We start from the raw sequence: 13,774 nt of genomic DNA, 5'->3' as shown, positions 1-13,774 counted from the left end.
CCTCCCTTATGTGCTCGGGTCGATGAGCAGAATCATCGCCCCGGTAACCAGCAGATTGATCAGCGTCAGCGGCAGGCAGACCTTCCAGCCGAAGCTCATCACCTTGTCGTAGCGCGGCCGCGGCAGCGCCGCGCGCAGCAGCACGAACAGCACGACGAAGAACACCGTCTTGAGCAGGAACCAGACGATCGGCGGCAGCAGCGGCCCGTGCCAGCCGCCGAAGAACAGCGTCACCAGCAGCGCCGAGATCAGCACGATGCCGATGTACTCGCCGACGAAGAACATGCCCCACTTCATCCCCGAATACTCGATGTGGTAGCCGTCGGCCAGCTCCTGCTCCGCCTCCGGCTGATCGAACGGATGGCGGTGGGTGACCGCGATGCCGGCGATGACGAAGGTACAGAAACCGAAGAACTGCGGCACGATGAACCACAGGCTCTCCTGAGCGTTGACGATGTCGCGCATGTTGAACGAGCCGGTCATGGCGACGATGCCCATCAGCGCCAGGCCCATGAAGACCTCGTAGGAGAGCGTCTGCGCCGAGGCGCGCAGCGCCCCCAGCAGGGCGTACTTGTTGCCGCTGGCCCAACCGGCGAAGAGCACCGCATAGACGTTGATGCCGGCCATGGCGAAGAAGAACAGGATACCGATGTTGAGATCCGCCACGCCCCAGCTCGGGGTGATCGGGATCACCATGAACGACAGCAGCAGCGACGCCATGGCGATGGCCGGCGCCAGCACGAAGAAAGTGCGATCGGCGAACGGCGGGATCCAATCCTCCTTGAAGAAGATCTTGAGCATGTCGGCGGCGATCTGCAGAAGCCCGAAGGGGCCGACCCGGTTGGGGCCGTAGCGATCCTGCCACAGCGCCAGCAGACGCCGCTCGATCATGCTCAGCAGCGCCCCGGAGATCACCACCGCGAGCAGGATCACCACCGCCTGGATGACCGCGATCAGGCTCGCCTCGACCTGAGGTGTCCACCAGCTCATGCGCGCGCCTCCCCATCAGCGGCCGAGGTGTCGAGGGCGATACGCCCCCAGCCAAGCGCGGCGGGCAACGCCCCCACCAGCGGCTCGAGCGTGCCCTGGGGCAGTGCCACCAGGCCCCGTGGCAGGTCACGTCCGAGCTGTGCCGGCAGCGTGACCCGGGTGTCGTCGAGGCTCACCGCCACCGGGTCGCCGGCGGCAATGCCCAGCGCCGCGGCGTCGTCGTCGTTCAGCGTCACCGCCGGCGGCGCCATGCGCGCCTGGATCGGCTCGGCGCGGCGCGAGGTCTCGTCGCCGCCGAACAGCTGCGGCAGTGCGATCATCTGCCACTCGCCGTCGCGCGGGGCGAAGGCCGCGGGGATCCGGTCACAGTAGCTCGCCTCATCGCGGGTCGCAGCCGCATCCCGGAACAGTCGCACGCCCGGGTCGCCGGCGCGCAGGTGGCCACCGACCTCGTCCTGGAACTTGTTCCACGCCTGCGGCGAGTTCCAGCCCGGGGCCCAGGCGAAAGGCACCTCGCGGCGCGGCTCGCGGTAGCCGGCGTAGCCCTCCATCGAGAACGCGAAGGGGGTATCCAGATCCACCGGCGCCCGCGGCTCGTTGACATCCAGGTTGGCGCGCATGGAGGTGCGCCCGCTGTAGCGGTGCGGTTCACGCGCCAGCTTGAGACCGTGGATACGGAACTGGGCCTCGGGCATGGCGTGGTGCAGCGGAGCGAAGGCGGCCATATCGCCGGCAACCGCCTCGGTCAGATCGTCGAGCAGTATCGTGGTCACCGGCTGGCGCTCGAGGGTCGCCTGCAGCGCGTGCAGCCAGCGCCAGCTCTCGCGGATGCGCGTATCGGGACGCAAATAGCTCGGGTCGAAGACCTGGTAGAAGCGCTGGGCGCGGCCTTCCAGGCTGACCAGGGTGCCATCGCTCTCGGCAAAGGTACCCGCCGGCAGGCCGATGTCGGCCTGCTCCCAGGTCGGGGTGCGCTGGTGGTCGATCACCACCACCGCGCTGGCCCGATCCAGTGCGGCGCCGATCTTCGCCGCCGGCAGCCGCGCATAGAGATCGTTCTCCAGGATCACCACGCCGTCGGCATCGCCCTGCTCGAGCTGGGCCAGGGCCCAGTCCAGGGACTCGCCGCCGAGCATGCCGAGGCCGACACTGTTGGCCTCGCGGCGTACCAGGGTGAGCCCGGCGCCGGCTTTCTGCCGCCGCGCCAGGGCCCGGGCCACGTTGCCCGCGGCCTCGATCACCGCCAGCGAGGCGAGCGCCTCACCGGCGATCACCAGCGGCCGCTCGGCGGCCAGCAGCGCATCGGCGATCTCACCGACCAGGGCCTGGGTATCGTCATCGAGTCCCTCCACCGCCGGTGCGGTGGGGTCGAGGTCGTGGGCCACGGCGAAGCCCAGCCGCGCGATGTCGTCGGGTGCCGCACGCCGGGTGCGGGTGGCGATGGCATCGAGCTTGGTCGCTTCCGGGGTGGCCAGGAACAGCGGATGGGCCGCGTCCTGGGCAATGGTCTTGACCGCCTCGGCGTTCCACTCGGGGATGCCGCGCTCGGCGCCCAGCTCGACGCCCTTGCCGCGCACCGCCTGGCGCACCGACAGCGCGAGTCGCGCGGCGCTCTGCAGCAGGTCCTCGCCCAGCACCAGCACCGCATCGCACGCTTCGATCTCGCGCAGGCTCGGCGTGGCCACGCCGCTGTCGCGGTTGAGCGCTTCCATGCGCCGCAGCCGCTCGAGCTCACCGGCCTCGATACCGGTGGAGAAGCGATCCGCACCGACCAGCTCGCGCAGGCGGTGGTTGCTCTCGAGACTGGCCCGGGGCGAGCCGATACCGATCAGACGGGTGGCGCCGCGCAGCGCGTCGGCGGCACGGTCGAGCGCTTCGTCGACCTCCATCAGGGTCACGCCCTGGGCGGCAACGCCGCGCTGGCTGCGCTGGAACAGCTCGGGCCGGGTCGGACGATCCTTGCGGTTGACGTAGCCGTAACCGAAGCGACCGCGGTCGCACAGGAAGTAGCGGTTGACGTCACCGTTGTAGCGATTCTCGATGCGCCGGATATCACCGTAGCGCTCGCCGGGGCTGATGTTGCAGCCGCTGGCGCACTGATGACAGATGCTGGGGGCGAACTGCAGATCCCACTTGCGGGTGTAGTGATCGGAGTGGGTCTGGTCGGTGAACACCCCGGTCGGGCACACCTCGGTGAGGTTGCCGGAGAACTCGCTCTCCAGGGTGCCCTCTTCATAGCGCCCGAAATAGACGTTGTCGTGGGCACCGAAGGCGCCGAGATCCTCGCCGCCGGCGTAGTCCTTGTAGAAGCGCACGCAGCGGTAGCAGGTGATGCAGCGGTTCATCTCGTGGGCGACGAAGGGCCCCAGGTACTGGTTACGGTGGGTGCGCTTGCGAAAGCGGTAGCGGCGCCGGTCGTGGCCGGTCATCACCGTCATGTCCTGCAGGTGGCAGTGGCCGCCCTCCTCGCACACCGGGCAGTCGTGCGGGTGGTTGACCATCAGCCACTCGATCACCGTCTCGCGGAAGGCCTTGGCCTCCTCGTCGTCGATCGAGATATAGGCGTCATCCTTCACCGGCGCCATGCACGACATCACCAGCATGCCGCGGGTGTCGTCGGCGTCCTTGTACTGTTTCACCGCACACTGGCGGCAGGCCCCCACGCTGCCCATCGCCGGATGCCAGCAGAAATAGGGGATGTCCAGGCCCAGCGAGAGACAGGCGTGGAGCAGGTTGTCGCTGTCTTCGACCTCGTAGTCGTTGCCGTCGACATGAATGATGGCCATAGCGTCACGCGCCTCCTAGATGCTGCCGACCGGAATCGGGTCCGCGTGCGCTTCGCCCCGGGGCCGGGTGATGCCGCGCTCGAACTCGTCACGGAAATAGTGGATCGCCGAGGAAAGCGGCATCGCCGCGCCTGGCGCATGAGCGCAGAAGGTCTTGCCGGGGCCCAGGTCCCGCGCCATCTGCTCGAGCAGCTCGATATCGCCGGGCTCGCCCGCACCCGCCTCCAGCGCGCGCAGCAGCTTGACGCTCCACGGCAGGCCGTCGCGGCACGGGGTGCACCAGCCGCAGGACTCGCGGGCGAAGAACTCCTCCAGGTTGCGGGTCAACGAGACCATGCTCTGGTCGTCGGCAACCACGGTGATCAACCCGGTGCCGAGGCGGCTGCCGGTCTTGCCGATGGTGTCGAAGTCGAGCGCCAGATCGAGGTGCTCCGGCAGCAGAAAGCCGGTACTGCCACCACCGGGGAGCCAGCTCTTGAGCGTGAGTCCATCGCGCATGCCACCGGCGAGCTCGAACAGCTCACGCCCGGTGGTACCCATCGGCAGCTCCCACAGCCCCGGGTGCTGGACCTTGCCCGAAGCGCCGTAGAGCTTGGTACCGCCGTCACTGCTGCGCTCGCCGGAGAGCGCCTGGAACCAGTCGGCGCCGTGGTTGACGATGCCCGGCACGTTGCACAGGGTCTCGACGTTGTTGACCACGGTGGGCAGCCCCCAGGCGCCGGACTGCCCCGGGAAGGGCGGCTTGGCCCGCGGGTTGGCGCGCTTGCCCTCCAGCGAGTTGATCAGCGCGGTCTCTTCGCCGCAGATATAGCGCCCGGCACCGGTGTGCAGGGCGATATCGAAGTCCCAACCGCTGCCGCGAACGTCTGCGCCCAGCCAGCCATCGGCCCGCGCGTCGTCGAGCGCGCGCAGGATCGAGGCGGCAGCGCGGTGATACTCGCCGCGCAGGAAGATATAGCCCTGCTTCGAGCGGTTGGCGTAGCCGGCCAGGATCATGCCTTCGATCAGCAGGTGCGGCTGCTGCTCCATCAGCAGGCGATCCTTGAAGGTGCCCGGCTCCATTTCGTCGGCGTTGCAGACGATATAGCCGCGCGGCACGTCGTCGCCCTTGGCGGTCAGGCTCCACTTCATGCCGGCGGAGAAGCCGGCGCCGCCGCGCCCTCGCAGGTTGGCACTCTTCACCTCGGCAGTGAGGCTCTCGTAGGTGTGCTGTTCCAGCGCCTTGGCCACCGCGGCGTAGCCGCCGGTATCGCGATACTCGGCCAACAGCACTGGGCTGGCGTCGTCGTGCAGACGCCAGGTCAGCGGATGGGTCTCGGCACGGCGTTCGCTGGCCGGCTGCAGAATGCGGCTCATCTCGGATTCTCCCGCGTCTTGGGCATCGGGCTCATGCGTAGGCCTCCAGCAGGGCCGGCAGCGCCTCGGGGGTGACCGGGCCGTGCAGGTCCTCGCCGATCAGCAGCGTCGGCCCGCGGTCGCAGGCCCCCAGGCAGCACACCGGCAGCAGGGTGAAACGCCCGTCCGCCGTGGTCTGGCCCATCTGGATGCCAAGGTGGTCGATCAGCGCGTCGCGCAGCTGCTCGTAGTCGGTGAGAAAGCACGAGCTGCTGTCGCAGACCAGGATCACGTGGCGCCCCACCGGCTGACGGAAGATCAGGCTGTAGAAAGTGGCCACGCCCTCGACGTCGGCGACCCCGATGCCCAGGGTCTCGGCGATCGCCGGGATCGCGCCGTCGGGCACGTAGCCGTGGCGCTGCTGGACGATCTTGAGCGCCCCGATGCTGGCCGCCTGCGGATAGGGGTAGTGCGCCCGCTCCTCGAGGATCGCCGCACGGTCGGCGGGGTCGAGGGCGAAGGCGTCGCTGGCGATGGTGGCTGTATTTTGCGTCATAACGGTCTCTCCAGCGGCCTCACCGATCCACGTCGGCCATGACGAAGTCGATACTGCCCAGATGCGCGATCAGGTCCGGCACGAAACCACCGCGCATCACCGCCGGAATCTGCTGCAGATGGGGGAAGCTCGGCGTGCGAATCCGGGTGCGGTAGCTCATGGTGCTGCCGTCGCTGGTCAGGTAGTAGCTGTTGATGCCCTTGGTCGCCTCGATCATCTGGAAGGATTCGTTGGCCGGCAGCACCGGGCCCCACGAGACCTGCAGAAAGTGGGTGATCAGGGTCTCGATGTGCTGCAGCATCTTTTCCCGCGGCGGCGGCGTGGTCAGCGGATGGTCCGCCTTGTAGTCGCCGGCGGGCATGTGATCGATGCACTGCTTGAGGATGCGCACGCTCTGGCGCATCTCCTCGATCCGCATCATGCCGCGGTCGAAGGCATCGCCATTGGCCGCCGTGGGCACCTCGAAGTCGAAGTTCTCGTAGCCGGAGTAGGGACGCTTCTTGCGCAGGTCGAAGTCGAGACCGGTGGCCCGCAGATTGGGGCCGGTAACGCCCCAGTCGAGCGCCTCGCGGGTATTGAAGGCAGCGACGAAGCGGGTGCGGTCGCGCACGATGGCGTTGTCCATCATCGCCTTCTCGTACTCGGCCAGACGCTTGGGCATCCAGTCGACGAAGCCCTGCACCAGTTTGTCCCAGCCCTGGGGCAGGTCGTGGGCGGTACCGCCGATGCGATACCACGCCGGGTGCATGCGGAACCCGGTGATCGCCTCGATCACCTCGTAGGCCTTCTGGCGGTCGGTGAAGGTGAAGAAGACCGGGGTCATCGCCCCCAGATCCTGCAGATAGGTCCCCAGGAACAGCAGGTGGCTGTTGATGCGGAACATCTCCGCCATCATCACGCGGATGGTCTTGGCGCGATCGGTGACGGTGATGCCGGCCAGCTTCTCCACCGCCAGCACGTAGGGCAGGTTGTTCATCACCCCGCCGGTGTAGTCGATACGGTCGGTATAGGGGATGAAGCTGTGCCACGACTGGCGCTCGGCCATCTTCTCGGCACCGCGGTGGTGATAGCCGATGTCCGGCACGCAGTCGACCACCTCCTCGCCGTCGAGCTGCAGCACGATGCGGAAGGCACCGTGGGCCGAGGGGTGGTTGGGCCCGAGGTTCAGGAACATGAACTCGGTCTCTTCGCCCTGGCGCCGCATGCCCCACGCCTCGGGGTCGAAGCGCAGCGCCTCCTGCTCCACCTCCTGGCCCTTGACGGTCAGGGTATAGGGGTCGAACTCGGTGGCGCGGGCAGAGTAGTCCTTGCGCAGCGGATGGCCGCTCCAGGTCGGCGGCATCATGATCCGGGTCAGATGCGGGTGGCCGCTGAAGTGGATACCGAAAAGGTCGAAGACCTCGCGCTCGTACCAGTTGGCGTTGAGGAAGATATCGCTGATCGAGGGCAGCGTCAGATCGCGCTCGGAGAGCGCCACCTTGAGCATGATGTCGGCGTTACGCTCCACCGAGAGCAGCTGGTAGAAGACGGTGAAGTCCGCCGGCGGCAGGCCGCGGCGGTGAGTGCGCAGACGCTCGTCGACCGCGCTCAGGTCGAAGAGCATCGAGAACGGACCCTCGAGCCGGCGCAGGCGCTCGAGCACCTCGCGCAGGCGCTCGCGGGCGACCCAGACCACCGGCATGCCGGTGAGCGTCTCCTGCGGCGTGAACACGGCGTCGCCGAAGTGCCGGCAAAGCTCCGCCACCACGTCGGCGGCGGGCGCGGTGGCACGGGAATTCATGGTGTCATCGGCTGCGGTCATGGCAGGCGGTCCCGGTAGATAGATCAACCAACGGTCATCTCAGCGATGGCCACGAAAATCAGCGTCAGTGATGCACGCCAGGCGTCGCCTAGATGCCGTCCGGGGTCCGCAGCTCCTTGACCGCAATCCGCCGGTCGCGATGCTTCTCGCGCTGGGAGGGCATCTCCGCGCGGTAGACGCCCTGGTCGCCAACCACCCAGGAGAGCGGGCGCCGCTCTTCCTGGATCGAGTCCTGGAGCAGCTGCAGCCCTTGCAGGAAGGCCTCCGGGCGGGGCGGGCAGCCGGGCACATAGACATCGATGGGCAGGAACTTGTCCACACCCTGAACCACCGAATAGATGTCGTACATGCCGCCGGAGTTGGCGCAGGAGCCCATCGAGATGACCCACTTGGGCTCGAGCATCTGGTCGTAGAGCTGCTGGATGACGGGCGCCATCTTGATGAAGCAGGTACCGGCGATGACCATGAAGTCGGCCTGGCGCGGGGAGGCACGAATGACCTCGGCGCCGAAACGGGCGACGTCGTGGGGCGCGGTGAATGCCGTGGTCATCTCCACGTAGCAGCAGGAGAGGCCGAAGTTGTAGGGCCACAGCGAGTTCTTGCGGCCCCAGTTCACCGCCGAGTTGAGGACGTCTTCGAGCTTGCCCATGAACACGTTGCGATGAACCTGTTCACGCATGGGGTCGTCGACGCGTTGGCGTTGATCGAGAGGATAGCGATCAGACGCGGTGTCGCCTCCCTCCGCTCGGGTCAGGGTGTATTGCATGGTCAGCCTCGACAAGCCAGATAAAGTAGCGGTCATGGGCATGTCGGCCGGTCAGGACGCCGGCATGCCGAATAATCGTTGATCGACGACCGTTCACGCGGTCGTTCTCGCCCGGTTCAGCGCGCATGGCGCTCGGCACCGGGCACGGCAGACAGCTCGCGGGCACGCGGCGCGTCTTCGCGCCCACGCTTGCGCGGCGCCCAGTCGAGGGCGCCGACGCGGGCGTCGTAGACCAGGCCTGCCAGTAGAATGAGGATGAATACCGCCGCCGCGGCGAATCCCGTCCAGCCCACCTCACGCACGGAGACGGCCCAGCCGAACAGGTAGACGGCCTCGATATCGAAAATCACGAAGAGCATGGCGACGAGGTAGAACTTGACCGAGAAGCGCTGGCGCGCACTGCCGGTACCGACGATGCCGGATTCGAACGGGAGGGATTTGCTGCGTCCGTGACTCTTGCCACCGAGCAGGCTGGCGGCACCGATCATGAAGCCACACAGTGCGATGACCGCGACCACGAAAAGCCCCGTGGCCCAATATTCAGCGATCCAGGCGGTGACTTGGTCGGACATGTGCTCCCTCACACGAAGGCCATGCGGCACACGCCGGCAATGGCGGGGTGATATGACTGACCGAACGGCGCGCGGGCAAGCACGTGCGTGTTCGTAATTTTACTACTTTACGCCCATTCCACGGTGGCGTCAGCTTGCTAATTCGTCCAATTGCAAAACTGTCAAAAGACCTCGCAAACGACTCGAGCACGCCTCGACGGCGGCCATCACGGTACGGCTGGTGACGCTGGTGGGCACGCCCTTGCGTCGGCGCATGCTCTGGACGACAGACTCCGGGAACAAGCGATCTATCGGCCATGCCGCGATTTGCTTTACCTTAGGCTAGACCTTTTAGCCACTGTTGCAACGACCCGACATGCTTTTTTCCCGCCCTCCCAATGTCCTCACCATCGCCGGCTCCGACCCCTCCGGCGGTGCCGGTCTGCAGGCTGACATCAAGACCTTTTCCGCCCTCGGTGCCTACGCCACCAGCGTGATCACTGCGGTCATCGCCCAGAACACCTGTGGCGTCGCGCGGGTGGAGCCGGTCTCCGCGACGATGATCCGCACCCAGCTCGACAACCTGCTCGACGACGTCGCCATCGACGCGGTCAAGATCGGCATGGTCACCAGCCGCGAGGTGGCCGAAACCCTGGCCGCCGGGCTCGCCGCACGACGCCCGCGCTGGATCGTGCTCGATCCGGTGATGGTGGCCAAGAGCGGCGACCGCCTGGTCGACGACGCCGGGCTGGCCGCGGTACGCGACATCCTGGTACCGCTGGCCGACGTGATCACCCCCAACCTACCGGAAGCCGCCGCCCTGCTCGGCCGCGACACACCGCGCTCGGCCGCGGACATGGAGGCGCTGCTCGACGAGCTGGCCGCGCTCGGCGCCCCCTATGGCCTGCTCAAGGGTGGCCACCTGGCCCAGGCGCGCTGCCCCGACCTGCTATGGACACCCCACGGCAGCCGCTGGCTCGACGCCCCGCGGCTGGAGACGCGCAACCTGCATGGCGCTGGCTGCGCCCTCTCCTCGGCGATCGCCGCCGAGCTGGCCCGGGCGAGCACGACAGGTGAGCTCGCGACGGCCTGCCCGGAGACCCGGGTGGAGAGCGCCATCGAGGCCGCAAAGCAGTGGCTGTACGCGGCCCTGGCGGCGGGCGAGCGTCTCGACGTGGGTCAAGGCAAGGGGCCGCCGCACCATTTCCACGCCTGGTGGTAACGTCTTTTCACGCCTGGTGGTAACGCCGGATTCGGACGCCGTGGCACGCCCCGAGGGGGTCACCGGGCACGACCGGCAGATAACGGCTAACGTGATACAGTGAAACGGCGCGATCACGGGAAGCCACCTTGGCGTCACGCAATTTGACACTCCGGGCTTCCTGTTATCTTCTGAAATGGGATTGAAAGAACGATTAAATACAACGACCTACTTGAGGTATCCGTATGCAAACGCGACAGATCGCCACCGGTATTCTTGCCCTGAGCATGATGGGCAGCGCTTCGGTAGCCCTCGCCGACACCTGGCGGTTCGGCCTCGAAGAGACGGAAGGCAGCGTGCAGTACGAATACGCGCAGGCTTTCAAGCAGCTCATCGAAAAGAAGAGCGACGGTGATATCACCGTACAGATCCTGCCCTACGGCGTCTGGGGGTCGAGCTACTCGACGCTCTACGACGCCATCCAGAACGGCTCCATCCCGCTCTCCTTCGGCTCGGGCTTCCTCGGCGGCACGGTGCCCGAGAGCCAGTTGATGAGCCTCAACTACGTCATGCCCAACGACCAGTTGGAGACGGCCGAGATCCTCAACTCCGACGCCTTCATGAAGAGCGATGCCTGGCAGCAGTCCTTCCGCACACGCGGGCTGGTACCGTTGGCGGCACTGCCCGAGGGCTATCAGGTGTGGACCGCCAACAAGGCCATCCACACCCCGGCGGACATGAAGGGGCTGCAGATCCGAGTGATGGACAACAGCCTGCTGCGCGCGACCTATCAGGCCTACGGTGCCTCGCCCATCACCATCGCCTACGGCGAGCTCTACAGCGCCCTGCAGCAGGGTCAGGCCGAGGGCAACATCCAGCCGGTCTGGGCACACGAGAACATGGGCTTCTACGAAGTTCAGGATTACATGATCTTCGCCGAGCAGTCGCAGTTCATCGCCAACCTGATCGCCAACGAAGATTGGTACGACGGCCTCTCCGACGATCAGCGCAAGCTGCTCGACACCACCATCCACGAGATGGTCAAGAAAGGTGACGAGATCCAGAAGCAGCTCAACCAGGATCGTCTAAAGACCATCGAAGACAAGAGTGACATCAAGATCATTCGTCTCGATCAGGCGCAGCGCGACGAGTTCCGCAAGCTCGCCAAGCCGATCCGCGACGACTTCGTCAATCTGGTCGGCGAGCGTGGTGGCAAGGCGCTGGACATTCTGCTCGAGCAGGAAAAAGCGCGCGGCGACAAGTCGGACGGCGACAGCCAGAGCAACTGATCGACCCGTCGCCGGGCGCTCGCCTGAGCGCCCGGCCCTCGCTACTCTGCAAGCCGAAACCGAAAGCGCCCCGCCAGCATCATGCTGGCGGGGCGCTTTTCCTGCGGCCTCAGCTTACCATCTCATCCTGCTGACTCCCCCTGTATCTCCGCAGCCCCCGCGCCGGCCTCAGGCTCGCCCTGTCTCCCCGCCCGGGCGCCCTTGCTGCCGGGTCGGGCCGCCTGGGGCCGGTCGATCGAGAGAGCCCCTCAGGGGTGCGCCGTGCCCGGCGCCTGCCGGACACGGCGACTTCCCCCTGACCCCTTAGTCACCGCCAAGCGACGGCAGCAGCAGCGAAATCTCGGGGAAGGCGATCAGGATCAGCGTCGCCAGCAGCAGAATGACGATGAACGGCGGCGTGCCGCGGATCACATCGATGTAGGGACGCCGGAACACCGCGATGGCGGTGAAGATATCGCAGCCGAAGGGCGGCGTCGCCGAGCCGATCGCCGCCTGCAGGGTGACGATCACGCCGACATGAATCGGATCGAGCCCGGCGGACTGCACCAGCGGCTTGAAGATCGGCACCAGGATCAGAATCACCACGATCGGGTCGACGAACATGCAGCCGACGAAGAACGCCGCGGCGATCAACAGCAGCGCCAGAAACTGGTTGTCGCCGATCGAGGCGATCAGCGGCCCGAGAATCTGGTTCGGCACCCCGGCGGTCGCCAGCGCCTGGGAGAAGGCGGCACCGATCGCCACCAGGATGAACACCACCGCGGTGATCAGGCCGGTGGAGAGCGCAATGCTGCCGAGATCGCGAATCGACACCTGACGATAGATCACCACCTCCAGCAGCAGCGCATAGGCCACCGCCACCGCCGACGCTTCTACCGCACTGAAGAAGCCGCCGTAGATGCCGCCCACCACCAGCAGCGGGAAGCCCATGGGCAGGATCACCCGCTTCAGCGCCTGGGCGCGTTCGCCCCAGCTCGCCTTGGGCTCGGGCTCGATCCCCTTGATCCGCGAGTCGATCCAGCAGTAGAGCGCGAACAGAGCCAGGATCAGCAGCCCCGGCAGGATACCGGCGAGGAACAGATCGCCGATCGAGGTCTGCATCGCCACGCCATAGATGATGAAGCCGATACTCGGTGGGATCAGCAGCGCGATGTCGCTGGCATTGATGATCAGGGCCAGGGTGAAGTCGTCCGAGTAGCCCTTCTTCAACAGCCGCGGGCGCATCGGCCCGCCCATCGCCACCACCGTCGCCTGGGTCGAGCCGGAGACTGCGCCGAACAGGGCGCAGGAAGCCGCGGTGGTGATCGGCAGGCCGCCGCGCAGATGCCGGGTGAAGGCATCGACCACGTCGAGCAGACGATTGGCGGTGTGCCCCTTGGTCAGGATATCCGCGGCAAAGATGAACATCGGCACCGCCGCCAGCACCCAGCTGCCGACGCCGCTGATCATCCAGCTGACCGCCTGGTCGGGGCCGAAGAACGTCATGCCGGTGAACATCATGTAGAGCGTGCCGGCTGCCAGCGGCACCATCATGGGGAAGCCCAGCAGTAGCAGCACCAGCATGATCAAGCCTAATCCCATCAGCATGAGAGGCATCCTTCTTCGATTGTCATTATTGGCGTGGTCGGCATTGGCATCGTCATCGTCGCGGCCGGCGCGGGGGCGGCCTGATGCCTCGCGGCATGCCCGTTCCCGTGCCCTGCGCTGCCCGTCTCACGGCTGGGTGTCGGCGGTACGCTCGGCGGCCGCGTCTTCCAATACGCTGTCATCGTAGCCCTCGCGCTCGGTCAGCGAGCGCCACACGCCGGGGCTGATCATGTTGCGCACCGCGGTGAGTACATACTGAATACCCGCCAGCACGAAGCCGATCGGCAGTGCGGTATAGATCATCCAGAAGGGAATGTGCAGCGCCGCGCTGGTGCGACCACGCTCTTGCAGCGCCACCACGTACTCGAGGGACTTGAAGCAGAAATAGAACATCAACAGCGCCGTGCCCAGCGAGATCACGATCAGCAGCACCTTGCGCGCGCGACCGCCGAGCTGGTCGTAGATCGCGGACATGCTGATGTGGCGGGCGTGGCGGGCGGCGTAGCTCACCCCGACGAAGGTGATCACCACGATCAGCATCTCGGTGATCTCGTAGGTGCCGGCGATACCCTGGCTGAACAGAAGATTGCCGACCACGTGGGCGCTCATCAGCAGTGCCATGGCCAGAATGCAGCCACCGATCACCACGCGCTCGAGCAGACCCAACAGCCGATCGAACGCCAGCAGAGCCCCGATAAACCCGCCTCGAGAACGCTGCTCGTCGCGCTTGGCAGAAGTCGAGTTCATGACGTTGTCCTTGTTGTGGAGGGAAGTCATTGCCCGCGCCGCCGCACCTCGGAGCCCACCACCTGCGCCCCCTGCGAATACGTCACCGGAGAACGAGGCGCGACACCAGGGCTGCGGGGGCGCGTATCCAAGGTTAACGCGTAAACCCGGGTGTCTGCCACGCAA

Annotated in this window: 11 protein-coding genes; 2 read left to right on the top strand and 9 right to left on the bottom strand. The window is 66.5% G+C overall.

The window, feature by feature from the left end; genetic code table 11:
• Nucleotides 1–6: 6 nt before the first annotated feature.
• From nuoH to DOM67_RS02380, 7 genes are all read right to left on the bottom strand, one after another.
• The gene (gene nuoH, locus DOM67_RS02410) at nucleotides 7–990 is read right to left on the bottom strand and encodes an NADH-quinone oxidoreductase subunit NuoH (RefSeq protein ID WP_110674086.1); all 984 of its coding nucleotides are present in this window, start codon (nucleotides 988–990) and stop codon (nucleotides 7–9) included.
• Nucleotides 987–3,776, bottom strand: a complete 2,790-nt coding sequence (gene nuoG / locus DOM67_RS02405; RefSeq protein WP_110674085.1) for an NADH-quinone oxidoreductase subunit NuoG — start codon at nucleotides 3,774–3,776, stop codon at nucleotides 987–989. The genes nuoH and nuoG overlap by 4 nt, the downstream gene beginning before the upstream one ends.
• 15 nt (nucleotides 3,777–3,791) lie before the next feature.
• Entirely contained in the window at nucleotides 3,792–5,132 is a 1,341-nt protein-coding gene (gene nuoF, locus DOM67_RS02400; protein WP_110674084.1) for an NADH-quinone oxidoreductase subunit NuoF, read from the bottom strand.
• Nucleotides 5,133–5,163: 31 nt separating this feature from the next.
• Nucleotides 5,164–5,667, bottom strand: coding sequence for an NADH-quinone oxidoreductase subunit NuoE (gene nuoE, locus DOM67_RS02395; protein WP_110674083.1), 504 nt, complete (start codon nucleotides 5,665–5,667; stop codon nucleotides 5,164–5,166).
• Nucleotides 5,668–5,686: 19 nt separating this feature from the next.
• Nucleotides 5,687–7,468 carry an NADH-quinone oxidoreductase subunit C/D gene (gene nuoC / locus DOM67_RS02390; RefSeq protein ID WP_110674082.1) on the bottom strand — a complete coding sequence of 594 codons (1,782 nt, stop codon included), beginning with the start codon at nucleotides 7,466–7,468 and terminating at the stop codon, nucleotides 5,687–5,689.
• 88 nt (nucleotides 7,469–7,556) lie between these two features.
• Nucleotides 7,557–8,234 (bottom strand): NADH-quinone oxidoreductase subunit B, encoded by a 678-nt coding sequence (locus DOM67_RS02385; protein ID WP_035476123.1) that lies wholly within the window; start codon nucleotides 8,232–8,234, stop codon nucleotides 7,557–7,559.
• Between the two features lie 116 nt (nucleotides 8,235–8,350).
• A complete protein-coding gene (locus DOM67_RS02380) occupies nucleotides 8,351–8,806 on the bottom strand; it encodes an NADH-quinone oxidoreductase subunit A (RefSeq protein ID WP_110674081.1) in 456 nt (151 codons plus the stop codon).
• A 355-nt stretch (nucleotides 8,807–9,161) separates the two neighbouring features.
• Here DOM67_RS02380 and thiD point away from each other — a divergent pair, with 355 nt between their 5' ends.
• On the top strand, nucleotides 9,162–10,007 hold the full coding sequence (gene thiD, locus DOM67_RS02375) for a bifunctional hydroxymethylpyrimidine kinase/phosphomethylpyrimidine kinase (protein ID WP_110674080.1): 846 nt from the start codon (nucleotides 9,162–9,164) through the stop codon (nucleotides 10,005–10,007).
• A 224-nt stretch (nucleotides 10,008–10,231) separates the two neighbouring features.
• Nucleotides 10,232–11,275: a TRAP transporter substrate-binding protein DctP gene (gene dctP / locus DOM67_RS02370; RefSeq protein ID WP_110674079.1), complete on the top strand. Its 1,044-nt coding sequence runs from the start codon at nucleotides 10,232–10,234 to the stop codon at nucleotides 11,273–11,275.
• Between the two features lie 303 nt (nucleotides 11,276–11,578).
• Here dctP and DOM67_RS02365 read toward each other — a convergent pair whose 3' ends face one another.
• A complete protein-coding gene (locus DOM67_RS02365) occupies nucleotides 11,579–12,862 on the bottom strand; it encodes a TRAP transporter large permease (protein ID WP_110674078.1) in 1,284 nt (427 codons plus the stop codon).
• A gap of 126 nt (nucleotides 12,863–12,988) precedes the next feature.
• On the bottom strand, nucleotides 12,989–13,609 hold the full coding sequence (locus tag DOM67_RS02360; protein ID WP_110674077.1) for a TRAP transporter small permease: 621 nt from the start codon (nucleotides 13,607–13,609) through the stop codon (nucleotides 12,989–12,991).
• Nucleotides 13,610–13,774 lie beyond the last annotated feature (165 nt).

Source organism: Salinicola sp. RZ23, from assembly GCF_003206675.1.
Classification (GTDB): Bacteria; Pseudomonadota; Gammaproteobacteria; order Pseudomonadales; family Halomonadaceae; genus Salinicola; species Salinicola endophyticus.
The sequence above is the reverse complement of the archived record's forward strand: the minus strand, read 5'-3'. Positions and strand labels throughout refer to the sequence as shown.

Coding starts and splice junctions, on each gene's coding strand:
- nuoE (WP_110674083.1), bottom strand. CDS start 5,667: ATGACGCAAAATACAGCCACCATCGCCAGCGACGCCTTCGCCCTCGAC.
- DOM67_RS02365 (WP_110674078.1), bottom strand. CDS start 12,862: ATGCTGATGGGATTAGGCTTGATCATGCTGGTGCTGCTACTGCTGGGC.
- DOM67_RS02360 (WP_110674077.1), bottom strand. CDS start 13,609: ATGAACTCGACTTCTGCCAAGCGCGACGAGCAGCGTTCTCGAGGCGGG.
- nuoH (WP_110674086.1), bottom strand. CDS start 990: ATGAGCTGGTGGACACCTCAGGTCGAGGCGAGCCTGATCGCGGTCATC.
- thiD (WP_110674080.1), top strand. CDS start 9,162: ATGCTTTTTTCCCGCCCTCCCAATGTCCTCACCATCGCCGGCTCCGAC.
- nuoF (WP_110674084.1), bottom strand. CDS start 5,132: ATGAGCCGCATTCTGCAGCCGGCCAGCGAACGCCGTGCCGAGACCCAT.
- nuoC (WP_110674082.1), bottom strand. CDS start 7,468: ATGACCGCAGCCGATGACACCATGAATTCCCGTGCCACCGCGCCCGCC.
- nuoG (WP_110674085.1), bottom strand. CDS start 3,776: ATGGCCATCATTCATGTCGACGGCAACGACTACGAGGTCGAAGACAGC.
- dctP (WP_110674079.1), top strand. CDS start 10,232: ATGCAAACGCGACAGATCGCCACCGGTATTCTTGCCCTGAGCATGATG.
- DOM67_RS02380 (WP_110674081.1), bottom strand. CDS start 8,806: ATGTCCGACCAAGTCACCGCCTGGATCGCTGAATATTGGGCCACGGGG.
- DOM67_RS02385 (WP_035476123.1), bottom strand. CDS start 8,234: ATGCAATACACCCTGACCCGAGCGGAGGGAGGCGACACCGCGTCTGAT.